This is a genomic window from Mycolicibacterium canariasense, from assembly GCF_002101555.1.
In the GTDB taxonomy this organism is placed as follows: domain Bacteria; phylum Actinomycetota; class Actinomycetes; order Mycobacteriales; family Mycobacteriaceae; genus Mycobacterium; species Mycobacterium canariasense.
The window spans coordinates 58,063-75,725 of record NZ_LQOL01000059.1; the positions used below are offsets into that span (position 1 = coordinate 58,063).

Below are 17,663 nucleotides of genomic sequence, written 5' to 3' on the forward strand. Positions count from 1 at the left end.
GCATGTCTTCCGAGCGCGGCTTCGACGGAGTGGTGGCCACCGATATCAGGGAGTCCACGCCGGACTGGGCGCCGTACCGCGAGGCGGCGGCGCCACCGGGTGCACCCAATGTGCTGTACCTGTTGTGGGACGACATCGGTATCGCCACCTGGGACTGCTACGGCGGCCTGGTGCGGATGCCCAATATCGCCAGGATTGCCGACCGCGGGCTGCGGTTGACCCAATTCCACACCACTGCACTGTGTTCCCCCACCCGGGCCGCGTTGTTGACCGGCCGCAATCCGACCAGTGTCGGGGTGGCGTCGGTGCTCAACCTGGCCGAGGGTTTTCCGGGTCATCACGGCCGGATCCCCGCCGAGACCGCGCTGCTGTCCGAGGTGCTCTCCGAACGCGGATGGTCCACCTACGCCGTCGGCAAATGGCATCTGGCGCCGATCGAGGACTGCCAGGCGGCGGGGTCACGACGGTACTGGCCGCTGCGCCGCGGATTCGACCGGTTCTACGGCTTCCTCGACGGGATGACCGACCAGTGGTATCCGACCCTGGTCCGGGACAACGACCCGATCGATCCGCCGGCCAGCCCCGAGCAGGGCTACCACCTGTCGAAAGACTTGGCCGACAACGCGATCGGTTTCCTGCGGGACCACCGCGCGGCGGCACCGGACAAGCCGTGGTTCATGTATCTGTGCCCTGGTGCCGGGCACTCCCCGCACCAGGTGGCCACCGAATGGGCGGACCGCTACCGGGGCGCTTTCGACGCAGGCTACGAACGCTACCGGGACATGGCGCTGGCCAACCAGAAGGCGCTCGGCCTGGTGCCGCCGGAAACCGAACTGTCCCCGATGAATCCGTACGCCGACGCCACCAGCCCAGACGGGATCCCGTGGCCGGCCAACGAGAACGTCCGGCCCTGGGATTCGTTGTCCGAGGACGAGAAACGCGTGTCGTGCCGGATGGCCGAGGTGTTCGCCGGATTCCTGTCCTATACCGATGCCCAGATCGGGCGGATCCTCGACCATCTGGAGGAAACCGGGCAGCTCGACAACACCATCGTGGTCGTGATGTCCGACAACGGGGCCAGCGGCGAGGGCGGCCCCAACGGCACCCTGGACGAATCGGTCCCGATGCTGGGCGGGGCCAACACCGCCGAGGACGGCCTGCGCCTGTTCGGTGAACTCGGAGGCCCCGGCACGGCGATGAATTATTCGAACGGCTGGGCCATGGCGTTCAACACGCCGTACAAGCTGTTCAAGCGCTACGCCTCGCACGAGGGTGGGATCGCCGACCCGTGCATCATCTCCTGGCCGGCCGGATTGCCCGGCCGCGGCGCCGTCCGCGACAACTACGCGCACGTCAGCGATGTCACCCCGACCGTGTACGAGCTGCTCGGCATCGGCGACATCACGACGGTCAACGGTATCGCCCAGCGACCGCTGGAGGGCACGAGTTTCGCTGCCGCACTTACCGACCCGGCCGGACCGGCACCGAAGCACACGCAGTTCTATTCGATGCTGGGCACCCGCGGGATCTGGCACGAGGGCTGGTTCGCGGGCACCGTGCATCCACCCACGGCAGCCGGCCCGCGCGGCTGGGGGGCATTCAACCGGGATCGCTGGGAGCTGTTCCACATCGAAGCCGACCGCAGCCAGATCCACGACCTTTCCGCCGAGTACCCGGACAAACTGGCGACCTTGCAGGCGCTGTGGCACGAGCACGCTCAGAAATACCAGGCCTATCCCCTGACCGATCTGAGCGTGCAGGAGATCGTGCAACGGGCGGCCGCCCGTATCGGCGAACCAGTGGCACGGGCGGTGTTCTATCCTGGCGCCCCGGCCGGGCATACCGCGTTCCGGGGCCTGGTGCGCGGCCGCTCGTTCCGCCTGTGGACGACGGTGACGCTGGAGCGGACCGGCGCCGAGGGCGTCCTGTTCTCCGAGGGCAGCCGGACGGGCGGCCAGGCGCTGTTCCTGGCCGGTGGCCACCTGCACTACGTGTGCAATGCCGCGGCGCGGGAACAGACCGTCACATCGGCGGCGGTGATTCCCTCGGGGCGGCACACCTTCGAGGTGCGCTACACCCGCACGGGCGCGGTGGAGGGCAGCCTCGACATGGTCGGCGATGTCGCGCTGGTGGTCGACGACCAGGTGGTCGGGTCGGCGGCCGGGTTACGCATGGCGGGACTGGACATCATGCAAACCGTGTCGGCGGGCCGGGCCGTGACCTATTCCGTTTCGGCGGCGTTCACCTCGCCGTTCCCGTTCACCGGTGGCGCGTTCGACGAGATCGTGCTGGATTTCACCGGCGATCCCGGGTCCACCGACCAGGGGGTGGTGGACACGGCGTTCCGGCGCGACTGAGCACCACGCCGGGTTCGCTACGGTGCGTAACCGAGCGCGGCCTTGACCTCCAGGTACTCGTCGAAGCCCGCGTCGCCCCATTCCCGTCCGTTGCCGCTGCGTTTGTACCCGCCGAACGGCGCGGCGATGTCGAACGCGTGGTTGATGGCCACCGAGCCGGCCCGGATCCGGCGGGCGACCGCGCGGGCCGCATCAAGGTCGGCGGCCGAAACGTAGCCTGCCAGACCGTAATCGGTGTCGTTGGCGATGTCGACCGCTTGGTCCAGGTCGTCGTAGCCCAGAATGCACAGCACCGGGCCGAAGATCTCCTCCCGCGCGATCACCATGTCGTTGGTGACATCGGCGAACACGGTCGGTTTGACGAAGTAGCCGACGTCCAGACCGTCGGGCCGGCCCGGGCCGCCGGCCACCAGCGTCGCGCCCTCGTCGATGCCCGTGTTGATCAGGCCCTGGATCTTGTCGTACTGGGCCTTGGAGGCGACCGGTCCGATGGCTGACTTGTCATCGGGATCGTCGACGGCGACCCCGCAGGCGACCTGCCGCGCGATCGTGATGGCCTCGTCCATCCGCGAGTTCGGGACCAACATGCGCGACGGCGCATTACAGCTCTGCCCGCTGTTGAGCATCATCACCTTCACCCCGGCGGCGACACCCTTGGCGAACTGGGCGTCGTCCAGCACGATGTTGGGGCTCTTGCCGCCGAGTTCCTGGCTGACCCGCTTCACCGACGGTGCGGCGTTGCGGGCGACCTCGATGCCGGCGCGAGTCGAGCCGGTGAAGGACACCATGTCGATGTCGGGGTGGCCGGCGATCGCCGCGCCGACACCCTGTCCGTCACCGAACACCATGTTGAAGACGCCGGCCGGAACCCCTGCGGCGTCGAGGATCTCGGCGAAGATCTGAGCGGAGTACGGCGCCACCTCCGAGGGCTTGAGCACCATGGTGCAACCGGTGGCCAGGGCCGGGAAGACCTTGACCGCGATCTGGTTGAGCGGCCAGTTCCACGGGGTGATCAGCCCGCAGACACCGACAGGTTCCTTGATCAGCAGGGTGGAGCCGCGCTGCTCGTCGAACTCGAAGGTGGTCAGCACGTCGATCGCGGTGGCCAGATGTCCCAGGCCGAGGTTGACCTGCGGCCCGGCCGCCAGTCCCGGTGGGGCGCCCATCTCCTCGCTCACGGCGTCGGCCAGATCGCCGGACCGGTTCCGGTACTCGGACAGGATCGCCCCCAGCACCGCCAACCGGTCCTCCTTGCCGGTCTGCGACCAGGCCCCGAAGGCCCGCCGCGCGGCCCGCACCGCGGCGTCGACGTCGTCGGCCGAGCCGTTGGAGATGCGGCCCGACACCTGCTCGGTTCGGGGATTGTCGACGTCGAGGGTGCCCGGATGCACCGGGTCGACCCACTGACCGTCGATATAGAAGCTGAGGTATTCGCGCATGGGCACAACCCTTACCTACGACGGGCGGTTCGCGGACCGATTCACATGTGATCAGCCGATCGGGACGAACGGACTCATCACGTCGCGGACGAATTGCACGATGTTGGTGCCCGGCGACCCGTCCGGGAAGCTGACCGTCGCCAGCACGTTGCCGCCGGCGTCGGCGAAGTTGCCGTCGGCCCGGTCCTGATGGGTGGACGAGGTCACCACGATGATGCCCGACGTGCCGGCCTCCTTGGCCATCGGCACGGAGAATCTCGCGTTCTGCACCGTGCTGTTGGCGCGGTCCTCGACCAGGATCCGGTTGGCCGGGAAACCGAGCAGCATCAGCATGTTTCGCATCTCACCGGCCTCGGTCCTGCCGTTCTTCGGGTTGCCGCCGGTGACGATGACCGGTGATTGCGGGAAGAACTGGGCCACCGCCAGCCCAGCGAGTACGCGGCGCTGCAGGACCGGGCGCATGCTGCCGTCGGGCCGCAGACCGTAGCCGAGGATGACGATCGCGGGTTTGGAGAAGTCCTTGCCCACCGGGCCGGGCGCCGCGTGTGCCGCCGGGGCGAGCAGACCCCACAGCGCCGCGAACACCAATACCAGCACCGCGATCCGGCTCCGCATCACCGCAAGTCCCCCCTATTTGACGTTAGCGCTACTAAGGGGTTTGTCGGCGGGGCGTGGGGTGGTGTTACAGGTGCCTGTCAGCACAGACCTGAGGCTTACGGCTTCCACGTCAGACAGCTGACAACGCACTAGTGGTGATACCCGTTACCTCCATCATCGTCGCCGGCTGCCGGAAATGTCGCCGAGACGCTGCCGATCTCCGCGCGGAGCACCATCGCCGACAATGCCAGCTGGCGTCTCGATCTCGCGCGGGAATCCTGGGAGGTCTAGCGTGGGCGGGATGGGTTTGTTCAGTCATGAGGAGTTCCGGGCCCCGGCCGACGGCGTTGGCGACGACGCTAGTGGTGGGGCTGTTGAGCAAGCTCGGGGTGCTCAGGTGAGCGAGTACGGGGTGGATGAACCCGTGGTGGTGGGTCCGGGGTTGCCGCCTGAGGACGGTTCATGCGGTCAGTTCGCTGTGCAGTTTCACGTCTCTACGTCAATGCTGCTCGGGCTGAAACAGATTGCGGATATGCGTGGGGTGAGCGTGCCGGAGGTATGCCGGCAGGTGGTCGGTGTGTTTGTTGCCCAGCAGGAGGGCGAACTCGGTGCATTGCTTGCGGCCGAGGCCGAGGCGGAGGCGGCTGATTACCGGCCGAGTTTGGGACAGGCGTAGCCGCGCCCGCCTCAGGGGTGCCGCCTGGATCTATCCTTGCTCCGATGAGGTCCGACTACCTCCGAATAGCGCTGGCACTCAAAAGCTCCAGGGCAGGTAGCCACCCAGCCGACCTTTCTACTCCGTCAGTGCACCTCTAAGTCGATATCGAAGAGCGACACAGGCCCGAGGATCACGCCGTTCTCCTCGACGTAGCGGTCCCACAGCTCGATCAAGTCGGCCAGTTTGTCGGGCCGGGCAGCGGCCAGGTCGTGGACCTCGCCAGGATCGCGCGAGAGATCATAGAGCTCCCAGGTGCCCGGACCGTACGGTGCGGGCAGATGCAGCGCCTTCCAGTCCCCCTGGCGAATCGCGCGGCGCCCGAACAACTCCCACCCGGTGCCAGTGTCGGCATCATGCACCGTATCCGTCTGTCCGGACAGGTAGGCCACCATCGATCGGCCGCGCATCGGCTCGACCTCCCTGCCCCGGTACGCGGTGCCGGGGTGCGCGGCACCGGCGAGCTCCAGCACGGTCGGGGCGATGTCCATGACGGTGGTGAACGCGGTGCCGATCTCCCCCTGCCGAGCAAAGCCAGGCCAGGTGACAAAGCCCACCACCCGGATTCCGCCCTCGGTGGTGAAGGCCTTGTGCAGCCGCGACGGCGCGGTGGCGGCCTGCGCCCAGCGCGGGCCGTACCAGGCGTAGGAGGTGGGACCGCCAAGGTTGTCCACGCCGTTGTCACAATGCTTGGCGACGAATGCTTCGATTTCGGGGCCGCGCAGCGGCATGGCCTCGACGATCGTCCCCTCCGCACCGTTGTCCGACAGAAAGACGACGACCGTGTTGTTGAGCTCGCCGGTGCTGTCGAGGTAGTCGATCACCCGCCCGATGTTCCAGTCCATCCTGTCCACCATGGCGGCGTAGACCTCCATCTTGCGGGCGGAGACGGCGCGCTCCTCGTCGGTCATGTCCGCCCATTCGGGGGTGCCGTCGGCGACCACCGGGTGCGGCTCGACGTCGGATGGGCACAAGCCCAGCCGGGTGAGCGCCGCCAGCCGTTCCTCGCGCAGTGCGTCCGGTCCGGCATCGTAGCGGCCGTGGTAGTTGGCGATGGTCTCCTGCGGCGCGTGCAGCGGCCAATGGGGCGCCTGGAAGGGCAGGTAGGCGAAGAAGGGTCGGTGCTCAGTGTCCTGGGGGCGTTCGCGGAGATACAGAAGCAGCGTGTCGGTGTACGCATCCGATGAATAGAAGTCCTCGCCGACCGTGACGAACTGATCGTCTTCGGTGAAGATCGTGGGCACGGAAGAGAGCCCGCCGCCACCGCGGGTGCCGTAGTGGCTGGCGCCAGCCGGTAGCAGGGCGAAGGAGCGGTCGAATCCGCGCGCCCATGGCGACTTTTCGATCGTGTCGCCCAGATGCCACTTGCCAGCCATCAGCGTCTGGTAACCGGCGTCGCGCAGCAGTTCCGGCAGCGCTACAACGCGGTCGTTCAGATACCCCTCGTAGCCGGGAGCGCCCTGGAAATCCGGCGCGGCCATCTCGAGCATGGTCCCAATTCCGGCGACGTGGTGATCGGTTCCGGTCAGCAGCATCGCCCGCGTCGGCGAGCAGGCCGGCGCGGAATGGAAATCGGTGAGCCTGATGCCCGAGTGGGCCAGGCGGTCCAGGTTCGGGGTGTTGATTTCGCCGCCGAAGGCGCCGATGTCGGAGAACCCGAGGTCGTCGGCCACGATGACCAGAAAGTTGGGACGTGTCACGCTGAAGCATCCTGTCACGGCCCAGCCAAGACCCTCCCCCAATCAGCCCCGGTCCTCCGCATTCGTGGTCGTGAGCCGTGGTTCAGGCGGCTGAGTCCGGCCACTTGGCACGTCGTCCCAGGACGGGTTGCCGACGACGTCCATAGCCCCACCCCGGGGCCCACGGGAAGCGTCCCCGTTCGTCAGCCCATACCAATTGCAACGCAGGGAAGTCGCGACCAAAGAGCTCGACGGCGAATCTCATATGGACATCAGGGTGCTCCACCTGAGCCACCTCGATGAGAAACCGATCTTCGTAGTCGATGTGCATTGCCGGCGCAAGCTCGACGCCGTCGTCGACGACCATGTGCGCGATCGAGTTGAGCACTCGACAGGAGACGTTGGCGGACAGCCCGGTCATCAACAGTTCTGGAAGACCGCGGCTGTACAGCCCGACTGTGTACGCCAACGGTCGCTTGTCACTCTCGACGTATTGAACAGCCCACCCGTGGTCCTGAATCGTCGAGCGCAGGTGGTCCAGGTACTCCTCTGTAGTGCCGTCCGGGTTGTCGCATTTCCAGCACATCGCGGCCCCTTTCATCGTGGATGCCGCCAGCATGCGCGCACCCTCCGACATGTGTGCGGGGGCTCGGTCCGACGATCGATCAGCCGCGCGGTGTCGTGGTGATGTGTACGTGGTCGAAGTGACCGTATCCCGTCGCCTGGGGCCCGGCCGGCGTGGAATAGACACCCCGCCAGATCACGTCCTGTAACCCGAACGAGGGCCCGTTGGCCAGCGCGAACGCGCGGATCTGGTCGCCGAGCGCGATACCTTCCGGGCTCTCCGGGTGGGGAATCATGATGTCGATCGCGAGACCGCGCGGATGCCACGGCTTCGAATCCGGCCGTACCCCGTCGATGGTCGCGATCTGGGGGAATTGCGCGCTGATCATTCGGGCAGCAAGAACAGTATTGGGTTGTAGGCCAGTCTCATTCGCGACACCCATGGGCAGTGCGGCGGGATCTTCTGTGATCGCAATTTGGGGCGGCGGAGCCAGGTCGCCCGCGGGCAGGTTTGGCATCGCGACGATCGCGGGATCCTGCGCAGGCGGCGTTTCCGGCGGCAGTGGCGGTGCAACAGCGCTCTCGATCACCGCTTGCTGCTGCGGAGTCAGCAGGGCGTACTGTGCTTCCGCTGCGGCGATACGGCGCAGCAGATCCTGCAGTGCGGTTTGCAGGTCCGCGCGTACTGCGGCAGCTCGCTCCGCCGCGACGCGCGCGTCTGCGGCCGAGCGCTCCGAGGCCAAGGCGGCGGCAGCGGCACGCTCGCGCGTTTCGCGGTAAGCCCTCAGCTGGTCGGTGGCCGTGGCTTCCATCGTGTGTTGCAGCGAGAGCCCGTCGATGAGTCGTTGCGGCGATGACGCCGTGAGGGCTGCGGTCATTTGGCTGTGACCACCGCCCATGTAGGTCATCGCGGCGAGGCGATCGACGGCCATCTGATGCGGTGCCAACTGGGTGTCCGCTGCCTCCAATGCCGTCAGGTCGACGCGCTGGCGGTCCTCAGCTACGGCCTGTTGAGCTTGGGCAGCGTCGGCGTCGCGCTGAGCCGTGGTGACGGCCTCCCGGCTGCGCACCGCCTGCGCAGAAAGCTCGTCGAGCTTGGCCAACGCGTCGTCCGCGGGTTCGGCATGCGCGGCACCCATCGCCGCGGCCGTCACCAGGAGCGCCGATCCGGCGCCGCACATCCTCCGTCGAAAGCGGTCGCGAACCCCAGTCATGCGGATTTGTCACGATCCTTCGGTCATGGTGCGGCCTAGCCCCGGCTGTCGATGTCCCGGGACAGGCTACGAACTGTGCTCGACGATGTCTAGACGGTATGGAGGCTGACTCGAGGCCGAAGGCCTCTGCGCACGTGGAGTCGGTACGGGATCTGATGCGGGTGCGGCACGGGTCGTCGAAGTTGCTGCTGCGCCAGGGTCGGGTGTACTCCGCTGGTCAGGCCTGGAACGGTGTGCACGAAACCTGCCTGCGGCGAGAACGGTTCGATGATTCCCACACCACCGCGACAAAGGCGTGTTCAGCTACCGCGTACTGTGGAATGCCTTCGCCAAGCTGGCCGCACCCCTCACAGTTGCCGAGCAGCAAGCTCTGTTCCACGCCACCGCTCAAACGGTTTACCGACTGCAGGCGAACGACCTGGCTACGATTCCCCGCTGACGACTGGTTCGCAGCCACCGGACACCGGGGCGGCACGGGTGAATTGGGCAAGGAACATATCAAGGGCGGCAGCGGTGCGTTCGTGATCGCCGGTGGTGAGTAGGTCCAGTTGCAAGCCGCGAAGTTGTGCCAACACCGAGGTGGCGACCAAACTGGCATCTTTCGGCGTGTAGCCGAGTTGAACGGCAAAGAACTCGATGGCGGTGATCCAGTCGGACACGATGCCGTCGAGAAACGCGCTGTAGTGCTCGGGATCTCGCAGCGCGTGCCCGAATACCTCGAAGAGAAGCCGGAAATGGCCCTCCCGCTGCGGACTGCTCCACCGTCGCCACAGGTCGCGGATCAGCTGTTCGGCGTCCTCAGCGGAGGTCGGAGCGGAAATGTCCTCCCGAACGCGCAGAGCGCTGAAGACCTCGCCCAACAGCTCGTCCGTCGTTGCGAAGTAGTGCTGTAACGTCGCGTCGGAGACACCGATCGCCGTACCCAATGCGGGAATGGACACTTCCCTGAGACCGTGATCAAGGAGATGATCGACCACCTTGTCCAACAACGCTTCCCGGTGACAGCGATATCGCGTGGTACCCACATCCGGGAGCTCTTCGTCTGTTTGCGTCACCGCAGCTCTCGTGTCGATCATCCTCTCCAGCCAACTGCACGACAGCACCGCTACGCTTGGCCTCAAGTACAAAATTGCCTTGTTCTGACTGTGTTTCGGCCCAATCCGCCATCGCGGATATGCGAACGGCGTTGCATATCAACATGATTAGAATCACATTGTTCACACCACGACCGCATTCTCACAGGCCGTTCTCACGTGCCGATCGACGGTCACGAGGTTCGGACCGGCAAGATGGGGACCGCGCGACCGTCAAGGTCGTAACGACAAAGGATGGCAGTTATGGGTCGCGACGGCACCTGGGAATGTCTCAATTGCACTGCGGAAAACGATCCGCACAACCTCGGGTGCTGGGTCTGCGGCGCCGACGACTAGATCCGCGACGTTGCGGACGTCGCCTTGAGGGCACTCCGGTTCGGTCGACGACCACAGATGACGAGAGATCACATCAGACCGATTCATCTGGACGGCGCCAGACACCATGTCGTTCACATTGAGCGGACCAGCCTTGGTCGACTCAGTCGGCTAGCACCGTGAGGTGGAGTCGGGCGACGATGCGTAGTGCCTGCGCCGGGTCGCCGCCATCGAATACTGCGGCATGTATTCCGCGCATCGCCCCGGTGATCGCGTGGGCGGCTGCCGCGATGTCCGTATCGGGGTCGATCGCCGCGGCGCGTGCCGAGGTACCGAGCAGTCGCGCAACCGCCTGCTCGAAGGTGTCGTGCCAGCGCAGGGCGAAGCTGTCCGACCTCGGCACCCCGAGGTCGCGAAACAGGACGTGCGCGGACGGCGTGGCATAGATGGCTTCGGCTGAGAGCCGGAGAAACAAGCTCAGCTGCAGCAGCGGCTCGGATGGCCATTGGGCGCCTTGATACCGCTGACCCATGGCGTCGACCAAGACCGTGGCCGCGTTGTCGATCGCCGCGCGGAAGAGTTCACGTTTGCTCTCGAAATGATGGAACGCAGTGCGCAAGGCAACACCGGAAAACCGGGCGACTTCTTCGACCGTGATCTGGCTGTAGTCCTGATCGCGCAGCAATGTCTGCGTGGCCTGCAGCAAGCGGACATCGGTAGGGGTGGACTCGGCAGCACCGTCGGACGCGTCGTGGACCCACCGGTACAGCGTGGCCGGGTGCACCCCCATGTCCCGCGCGACGGCTGATGCACGCTGGCCCACGATGACGCGCTCAACGGCGGCGCGACGCTCCGAGTCGCTCCGCCGTGCCTTGGGACTCATCCGCCGATCGTACGCGGCATTGCATTATTTGCACCCTGTATGCAATAGTCGCAATTGTTGTTCACGCCCCACAGGGCAGCCGATGCAGACGGCAACTCAGGCCAAGGAGGGGGAACGATGGTCAAGCCGTTCCGCGCGTCGCGAGCGCTGATTACCGGTGCCAGCTCGGGAATTGGCGAGGCCTTCGCCCAGGCGCTCGCGCAACGCGGTTGCGACCTCGTGTTGGTGGCCCGCCGACGGGATCGCCTCGAGGCACTCGCAGACCAGCTCGAGGCGAAGTATGGGATCTCATGCACCCGTATCGCATTCGACCTGTCCGTGGAAGCAGCCGGCAGCCGGTTGCGCCAACTCGTCGAAGGCGATATCGACTTGGTCATCAACAACGCCGGCTTCGCCACCCAAGGGCCGTTCCTTGACGGCGACGCGAGGGACTACGCGCGGGTGCTGGCGGTCGACATCGGAGCGGTGGTCGACATCTGCCATGCGTTTCTACCCAAGATGGTCCAGCGTCGTCACGGCGCCATCATGAACATCTGCAGCACCACCGCCTATCAACCGGTGCCTTCCCTGGCCGTGTATGCGGCATCGAAGTCCTTCGTTCTCAGCTTCAGCCAATCCTTGTGGTACGAGGCAAAACGGCACGGGGTCAAGGTGTTCTCCTTCGCCCCAGGCCCCACCCGGACCGAGTTCTTCGACGTCATCGGCGAGACCGCCACGGTGGTGGGCCGAATGCAGACCGCCGATCAGGTCGCTGCGGCCGGCCTGCGAGCACTCGATCGCCGCCGCACTCCCCCGTCGGCGGTCTCGGGAACCGGCAACACGGTGTCCGCAGCACTGGCACGACTGGTTCCCCGGCGTGTCCTCATGCCGGCCCTGGCGCGCTCGTTGCGACCGCTGCAGAGCCAAAACGATCCCACGCGTTGACGGATCTGTCCCAAAGATGCTTCGGCGCAACACTATTCACGACCTACGATAGGAGCAGACCATGATTCTGGTGACCAGCGCAGCAGGCGGTGTCGGACGTCCGTTGGTTCGGGGTCTGGTGGCCAACGATCGCAACGTACGGGCTTTCGTCAAAAACGAAGACCAAGCACGACGATCGACGGCCGACGGCGCGACCGAAGTCGTGATCGGAGACCTCCGACGACCCGGCGACCTCGAGTCTGCTCTACACGGAGTGAGCCAGATCTACCACGCCGCTCCGACCCAACTCATCGACGAGCTCCCCGTGGTCGAACGACTGATCGCGGCTGCCCGGGCCGAACGGCTGGACCATGTCGTCTTCCACTCGGTCATCCATCCCGATATCGCCGAACTGCCTCACCATCGCCAAAAGCTCTTGGCGGAGGGCAAGTTACGAGACTCCGGCCTGCCCGTAACGGTCCTCCGCCCCTCGCACTACATGCAGAACGTGCTGGATTTCTGGGACTTCTTCGGCGCGGGCCTGCTCCCGTACCCCACCTCACCGGAAAGCCTGATGGGAGTGGTCGACGCCGAGGACATCGCCGCCGCCGCGGCCAACGTACTGACCCACCCCGAGGGGCATATCGGCCAGACGTATGACCTGTCTACCGTCGAGCTCAATCGCCATGAAATGGCACGGATCTGGAGCCGAGTGCTCGGGCATCCCATGACTGCCGTTCGGTTGCCCCCGGAGTCGTTGACGAATCCACTGCTGGCCGTCGGAGGATTCGGAGCCGCAATCGGACGCTCACTGGTGTCGACCAAACTCCGTTCCCTTCCCAACATCCTTCGTGGGCTGCGGACCGCACCGAATGCCCGCGGCTTCCGTGGTTGGCCGGCCGACGCCCAGGACACCTACGTACAGATGATGAAGTACTACGACGTGCATGGACTACCCGCCGGCAACTTCGATGACCTACCGAAGGTATTACCGCGGCCGGCCACCAGCTACGAACAGTTCGCTCGCCGGGTCGCAACAGAACACGGGGTGGCGACAACATGAGACACCCCACTTCATGCGACTACCGCCCCGAGGCACTGGATACCCGGGCAACCCTGCGCCTCCGAGTGTCGGCGTCGCGGTGTTTCATTTCTTGTCTCGCATCTGATGCCTAGATGCACTTTCAGATCCATGGTGGATCCGCCAGAAGCGGTGTCTTACTTCGAGTTCCGCCACGCAGAGTTCGAACCTGGCGGTTGCCGCCACCCTGTAGGTTCCGGAACGGGGACGGCCAGATGTTCGACACGCTCGGCGAAGCTAGTTGCAGCTTGATCGCGAGGTCGGCTACCCGTGTGCCAGCGCGGCGGTCAATCCGTCGCACGCGCGGTCGAGTCGGCGGCGAAGTCTGCGGTGGCAGCGTTGTCGCGCTGGGCCGCCACGTCGTCGAGCCGCTGCTGTAGCGCAGCGGTCATGAGTGTCCACGCGTCCGAGCCCAGCACCAGGCGCCGCGGCGGCGGGCAGGCGCCTGCGGCACGAATGATGGCGGCGACGGTGCGGACCGGGTCGTCGGTCATCTCCTCGGCAGTCAAGGGCGGCCGATCGGCGGGTCCGCCGACGTAGGGCGCGCTGAGCGGCACCCGTGGCGCCGCGTCGAAGAAACCGGTGCGCACCACCCCTGGCTCGATCAGTATGGTGCGGATGCCGAAGGGCGCGACCTCGGTGGCCAACGCGTCGAAGAAGCCTTCGATGCCCCACTTCGTGGCGTGATACAGCGAGAATCCGGGAAACGTCAGGTGGCCACCCATGCTCGACATCTGGATGAGCAGGCCGCCGCCCTGCGCCCGCAGATGAGGCAGCGCGGCGCGGGTCAGCTGGATCGATGCGGTCAGGTTGGTGGCGATCAACGTTTCGACGTGCCCGTCGTCGAGGTCCTCGGCGACGCCGAACACCCCGTAGCCGGCGTTCGAGACGACGACGTCGATGCGCGGGTGAGCGGCGAATGCCTCGGTGACGACACCTCGGACGGCATGGGTGTCGGTGACGTCGAGCGCACGGCGCCACAGGCGGTTGCCGTGGCGGTCGGCGAGGTCGTCGAGCTGCTCCGGGCGGCGCGCTGTCGCGGCCACGGTGTCCCCGCGCGCCAACACCTGCTCGACGAGCTCGCGGCCCATTCCACGGGAAGCGCCGGTGACGAACCAGGTGGTCATGTGTCTGTCCTTCCGTTGGGTTCGTTCGTCTCAACAGCGGGGGCGGGTCCCTGCAGTCCATGTTTGCGATGAGCATTTCGAGGCCTACCCATACGCATCACGCATGGATAAGGTGGGCCGGTGGCGGACGTGACGCTGGACGGGCTGCGAGTGTGCCGGGAGATCGCGCTGACCGGGTCCTTCTCCGCGGCGGCCAGAACGTTGGGCTACTCGCAACCGGCGATCTCCCGTCAGGTTGCGGCCATGGAGGCAGCGGTGGGATACCGGCTGTTCGCCCGGGAGGTGCGCGGGGTCAGTCTCACTCCCGCGGGCGCCGCGGTCGTGGCCCATGCGGCGCGCATTCTGGGCGCGGTGTCAGGGCTGCACCGCGAAATCGACGCTCTCGGCGATCGCCTCGCAGGCCGGGTCACCGTCGGTGCTTTTCCCGCCTCGATGGCCGTACTCATCCCGCGCGCCGTCGCGCGGTTGTCCACCGAGCACCCCGGTCTGGTCGTGGCGCCGATCGAGGCGGCCACCCCGACGCTGCTGCACGACCTGCGCAGCGGCCGGCTCCAGGTTGCAGTGATCGCAACGGGACAGGGGCTGCCCGACTACGACCTCGACGAGTTCGCCCGATACCGCCTGCCCAGCGGTGATCTGTGCGTCGCCGTGCCGACCGGCCACCGACTCGACGGCGCGGGCCGCATCGACGTCAGGGAACTCATCGGCGAGACGTGGATCGTGGGCGCCGGATCAGCCGGAGATCCGCAGTTCGGGGCATGGCCGACACTGACCGATCCCGTTATCGGCCACCGGGTCGCCGGGTGGCCGGCCCGGCTCGGGCTGGTGGCGGCCGGACTCGGCATCTGTCTGATCCCAGGCTTGGCGGCCCGGTCGGTACCCCGCGGGGTGACTACCGTCATCGTCGACGATCCGAGTTGGTCGGGCCGCGCGGCCCTGGCCCTCACTGAGAAGTCGGTCAGCGACGGTGCGCGCGCCGTGGTGGCCGCACTCCGGACGACCGCCGAAGAACTGCAACGTGTGCAGGGGTGAGGGCCCTTTTGGCGCCCAACATCATTGACCTTGATGCGGTTTCCGCCACAAGCACCACCTGATTGACTGCATCGGCCTTCACCCGACAGTTCAACCACCCGCCGGTGGAAGTGCTCTTTGATGCGATCTGCCGCGAACACGGCATCGAGCGCTGCGACTCGATCGCAGCCTGCGCGCCGAATTCCTTGCAGCGGGAGCTCCCTTCCCGTCGTTGAAGGCAGCGCAGTAGGCACCCGAATCGGCTGGGCGCCCCGTAATCTTGCGCCGGCTTCGGTCTACCGGGTCGGACGCCAGTCCGAGGTGACAACATTTGGAGGCACACCTGACACCGTCCCGCGGGCAAGTGACAGTGTCGATGAGCTCTTGTTTGCGCCAGCCGTAGATCGTCTGATCACTGATGTCTAGATCGGCGGCAATCTGGGCGATAGGGCGGCCGACGGCCAACTCTTGCAGCCTGCGATGGGACGCCACGTACGAAATCTCTACGAGTCCAGCGAGTACCGGTAGATCTTCTGCGGCTGGATGACCACGCGTACCCAATCCTCGGCGAGCATCTCTTCCAGCATGTTGGCGCGCGACGGATCGCCCAGGTCCCAATAACGCGACGCTAGCCGAGACAGCAGCGCCCGCGCTCCTTCCGGTTCCACCATCGCATGTCCTGCAATCGCGATCCATCGTTCGCTCTCGCCCACGGGTGCGGAGACGACGATCGAAGCGCGGGAGTCGCTTCGAATGTTCCGAACTTTTGGTGAGCCTGGGGCGGTGAAGATCTGAACGGCACCCTCCGGTGTCAGCTCAAACCACACGGGGCGCGGTTGCGGCGGGGTCGATCCCCTTGCCGCAGAGAAAAACCCGTACAACGGACGCCGCAGGAACTCGGCGTCATCGGCGCTGAACAGTCCGCACCCGCTACTCAAGGGCCATCCCTACCGTCGAATCCCCTGTCGATCGTCAATGGCTTACCTTTCGGTGGTGTAGTGCGATGGCTCGCGAAGCGGTGAATGACCATTCATTCAATATTGGCAACGCTCGCGACAACGGTATCGTGCCCAATTCATACCTCGATCGGGTCCGCGCCAGCCATCCAGACATTGGAGAACGGATCGGCGGTTACGCAGCCCCACAACCGTAAATGCGCGACGGCAGCGCCGCCGCCGCGCGTAGATGACACCGCTGACCAAGAACACCCGGACGACCCCCCATACGTACCCTTCACAAGGTCGTCCGGCCTAACCAGAAAACCACACCACGGCGAGGGGGACCGTCGATCAGCGAGTTTCGAATCCGTAGGTGATCCGCGGGTCGTTCGAACGATCATCTTCACCCTCCTTCAGCCCATTGACACTGTCATCCAACTGTCGTACACATAAGACATGTCACTCGATGTGTCTCATGCAGCCCGGTTCCAGCTGGCCGGCGCCGACACCTGGGCCGACCCCTTCCCGATGTACGCGGCCCTGCGCGACCACGACCCCGTGCACCACGTAGTTCCCGATAATCCAGCGCACGACTATTACGTACTGTCCCGGCACGCCGACATCTGGGCCGCCGCGCGCGATCACCAGACGTTCTCGTCGGCGCAGGGCCTCACCGTCAACTACGGTGAGCTGGAAATGATTGGCCTGCAGGATAACCCACCGATGGTGATGCAGGATCCGCCGGTGCACACCGAGTTCCGCAAGCTGGTGTCGCGCGGCTTCACGCCGCGTCAGGTGGAAGCCGTGGAGCCCAAGGTTCGTGAGTTCGTGGTGGATCGCATCGAGCGACTGCGGTCCAACGGCGGCGGCGACATCGTCACCGAGTTGTTCAAACCGCTGCCGTCCATGGTGGTGGCGCACTACCTCGGCGTGCCGGACGAGGACCGCGACCAGTTCGACGGCTGGACCGAGGCGATCGTCGCCGCGAACACCAGCGAGGGCGGGATCGGCGGCGCGCTCGATACCCTCGGCGACGCCCTCGGCTCGATGATGGCGTACTTCACCGCGCTCATCGAGCGACGTCGCGCCGAACCCGAGGACGACACGGTGTCGCATCTGGTGGCCGCGGGCATCGGCGCCGACGGCGATATCGCCGGAATGCTGTCCATCCTGGCCTTCACCTTCACCATGGTGACCGGCGGCAATGACACCACCACCGGCATGCTCGGCGGTTCCATGCAACTACTGCACCGCAATCCCGACCAACGCCGGCTGCTGGCAACCGATCCCGGCCTGATCCCCGATGCCGTCGACGAGCTGCTGCGGCTGACCTCCCCGGTGCAATGCCTGGCTCGCACCGCCACCCGAGACGTCACCATAGGTGACACCACCATCCCCGCTGGTCGAAAGGTGTTGTTACTCTATGGGTCCGGTAACCGCGACGAACGCCAGTACGGACCGGATGCCGCCGAGCTGGACGTCACCCGTCGGCCGCGCAACATCCTGACCTTCAGCCACGGCGCGCACCACTGCCTCGGCGCCGCGGCGGCCAGGATGCAGTCCCGGGTGGCACTGGAGGAATTACTCACCCGCATACCGGAATTCAGTGTCGACGAGGATGCGGTCGTCTGGGCCGGCGGCAGTTACGTTCGACGGCCGTTATCGGTGCCGTTCACGGTGGGCAGGCGGGCTGGGGGCACCTCGCGCTTGCCGGGGACAGCGCAGCGTCCCGGGGTATCGATCTGA

15 protein-coding genes and 1 pseudogene are annotated in these 17,663 nt (G+C 66.0%); 7 read left to right on the plus strand and 9 right to left on the minus strand.

The features are described from left to right. Nucleotides 1-2: 2 nt before the first annotated feature. Complete coding sequence (locus AWB94_RS21295) at nt 3-2,357, plus strand: arylsulfatase (RefSeq protein ID WP_062657680.1); 2,355 nt, start codon at nt 3-5, stop codon at nt 2,355-2,357. A gap of 17 nt (nt 2,358-2,374) precedes the next feature. Here the strand turns inward: AWB94_RS21295 and AWB94_RS21300 are convergent, their stop codons facing one another. Both AWB94_RS21300 and AWB94_RS21305 read right to left on the minus strand, forming a co-directional pair. Further along, nucleotides 2,375-3,796 carry an aldehyde dehydrogenase family protein gene (locus AWB94_RS21300; protein WP_062657738.1) on the minus strand — a complete coding sequence of 474 codons (1,422 nt, stop codon included), beginning with the start codon at nt 3,794-3,796 and terminating at the stop codon, nt 2,375-2,377. A 51-nt stretch (nt 3,797-3,847) separates the two neighbouring features. Next, the gene (locus tag AWB94_RS21305; RefSeq protein ID WP_062657679.1) at nt 3,848-4,411 is read right to left on the minus strand and encodes a YdcF family protein; all 564 of its coding nucleotides are present in this window, start codon (nt 4,409-4,411) and stop codon (nt 3,848-3,850) included. 379 nt (nt 4,412-4,790) lie between these two features. On the opposite strand from AWB94_RS21305, the gene AWB94_RS21310 reads away from it, so the two are divergent. Further along, complete coding sequence (locus AWB94_RS21310; RefSeq protein WP_234811824.1) at nt 4,791-5,069, plus strand: hypothetical protein; 279 nt, start codon at nt 4,791-4,793, stop codon at nt 5,067-5,069. A gap of 125 nt (nt 5,070-5,194) precedes the next feature. Here the strand turns inward: AWB94_RS21310 and AWB94_RS21315 are convergent, their stop codons facing one another. The 5 genes from AWB94_RS21315 to AWB94_RS21335 form a co-directional block, all read right to left on the minus strand. Next, complete coding sequence (locus tag AWB94_RS21315) at nt 5,195-6,808, minus strand: arylsulfatase (RefSeq protein ID WP_062657736.1); 1,614 nt, start codon at nt 6,806-6,808, stop codon at nt 5,195-5,197. An 82-nt stretch (nt 6,809-6,890) separates the two neighbouring features. Continuing rightward, nucleotides 6,891-7,406 (minus strand): DUF4262 domain-containing protein, encoded by a 516-nt coding sequence (locus AWB94_RS21320; RefSeq protein ID WP_064961326.1) that lies wholly within the window; start codon nt 7,404-7,406, stop codon nt 6,891-6,893. A gap of 46 nt (nt 7,407-7,452) precedes the next feature. Further along, entirely contained in the window at nt 7,453-8,565 is a 1,113-nt protein-coding gene (locus tag AWB94_RS21325; protein ID WP_062657678.1) for a VldE C-terminal domain-containing protein, read from the minus strand. 422 nt (nt 8,566-8,987) lie between these two features. Then, the gene (locus AWB94_RS21330) at nt 8,988-9,542 is read right to left on the minus strand and encodes a TetR/AcrR family transcriptional regulator (RefSeq protein ID WP_234811829.1); all 555 of its coding nucleotides are present in this window, start codon (nt 9,540-9,542) and stop codon (nt 8,988-8,990) included. A gap of 595 nt (nt 9,543-10,137) precedes the next feature. Further along, complete coding sequence (locus AWB94_RS21335) at nt 10,138-10,857, minus strand: transposase (protein WP_062657676.1); 720 nt, start codon at nt 10,855-10,857, stop codon at nt 10,138-10,140. Between the two features lie 117 nt (nt 10,858-10,974). Here AWB94_RS21335 and AWB94_RS21340 point away from each other — a divergent pair, with 117 nt between their 5' ends. Further along, nucleotides 10,975-11,781, plus strand: a complete 807-nt coding sequence (locus tag AWB94_RS21340; protein ID WP_062657675.1) for an SDR family NAD(P)-dependent oxidoreductase — start codon at nt 10,975-10,977, stop codon at nt 11,779-11,781. A 61-nt stretch (nt 11,782-11,842) separates the two neighbouring features. Beyond that, entirely contained in the window at nt 11,843-12,823 is a 981-nt protein-coding gene (locus AWB94_RS21345; RefSeq protein WP_062657674.1) for an SDR family oxidoreductase, read from the plus strand. Nucleotides 12,824-13,128: 305 nt separating this feature from the next. On the opposite strand, the gene AWB94_RS21350 is transcribed toward AWB94_RS21345, so the two are convergent. Continuing rightward, the gene (locus AWB94_RS21350) at nt 13,129-13,968 is read right to left on the minus strand and encodes an SDR family oxidoreductase (RefSeq protein WP_062657673.1); all 840 of its coding nucleotides are present in this window, start codon (nt 13,966-13,968) and stop codon (nt 13,129-13,131) included. A 120-nt stretch (nt 13,969-14,088) separates the two neighbouring features. On the opposite strand from AWB94_RS21350, the gene AWB94_RS21355 reads away from it, so the two are divergent. Both AWB94_RS21355 and AWB94_RS36315 read left to right on the plus strand, forming a co-directional pair. Then, the gene (locus AWB94_RS21355; protein WP_062657672.1) at nt 14,089-15,000 is read left to right on the plus strand and encodes a LysR family transcriptional regulator; all 912 of its coding nucleotides are present in this window, start codon (nt 14,089-14,091) and stop codon (nt 14,998-15,000) included. 77 nt (nt 15,001-15,077) lie between these two features. After that, a pseudogene (locus AWB94_RS36315) lies at nt 15,078-15,226 on the plus strand (IS481 family transposase); the annotation flags it as partial. Between the two features lie 256 nt (nt 15,227-15,482). On the opposite strand, the gene AWB94_RS21365 reads toward AWB94_RS36315, so the two are convergent. Then, nucleotides 15,483-15,917 carry a pyridoxamine 5'-phosphate oxidase family protein gene (locus AWB94_RS21365; RefSeq protein WP_084395259.1) on the minus strand — a complete coding sequence of 145 codons (435 nt, stop codon included), beginning with the start codon at nt 15,915-15,917 and terminating at the stop codon, nt 15,483-15,485. A gap of 456 nt (nt 15,918-16,373) precedes the next feature. On the opposite strand from AWB94_RS21365, the gene AWB94_RS21370 reads away from it, so the two are divergent. Next, nucleotides 16,374-17,663: a cytochrome P450 gene (locus AWB94_RS21370; RefSeq protein WP_062657671.1), complete on the plus strand. Its 1,290-nt coding sequence runs from the start codon at nt 16,374-16,376 to the stop codon at nt 17,661-17,663.

Excerpts from the sequence above, each read along its gene's own strand:
- AWB94_RS21370 (WP_062657671.1), top strand. The coding sequence starts at position 16,374 with ATGTCACTCGATGTGTCTCATGCAGCCCGGTTCCAGCTGGCCGGCGCC.
- AWB94_RS21295 (WP_062657680.1), top strand. The coding sequence starts at position 3 with ATGTCTTCCGAGCGCGGCTTCGACGGAGTGGTGGCCACCGATATCAGG.
- AWB94_RS21340 (WP_062657675.1), top strand. The coding sequence starts at position 10,975 with ATGGTCAAGCCGTTCCGCGCGTCGCGAGCGCTGATTACCGGTGCCAGC.
- AWB94_RS21305 (WP_062657679.1), bottom strand. The coding sequence starts at position 4,411 with ATGCGGAGCCGGATCGCGGTGCTGGTATTGGTGTTCGCGGCGCTGTGG.
- AWB94_RS21345 (WP_062657674.1), top strand. The coding sequence starts at position 11,843 with ATGATTCTGGTGACCAGCGCAGCAGGCGGTGTCGGACGTCCGTTGGTT.
- AWB94_RS21300 (WP_062657738.1), bottom strand. The coding sequence starts at position 3,796 with ATGCGCGAATACCTCAGCTTCTATATCGACGGTCAGTGGGTCGACCCG.
- AWB94_RS21320 (WP_064961326.1), bottom strand. The coding sequence starts at position 7,406 with ATGCTGGCGGCATCCACGATGAAAGGGGCCGCGATGTGCTGGAAATGC.
- AWB94_RS21325 (WP_062657678.1), bottom strand. The coding sequence starts at position 8,565 with ATGACTGGGGTTCGCGACCGCTTTCGACGGAGGATGTGCGGCGCCGGA.
- AWB94_RS21335 (WP_062657676.1), bottom strand. The coding sequence starts at position 10,857 with ATGAGTCCCAAGGCACGGCGGAGCGACTCGGAGCGTCGCGCCGCCGTT.
- AWB94_RS21350 (WP_062657673.1), bottom strand. The coding sequence starts at position 13,968 with ATGACCACCTGGTTCGTCACCGGCGCTTCCCGTGGAATGGGCCGCGAG.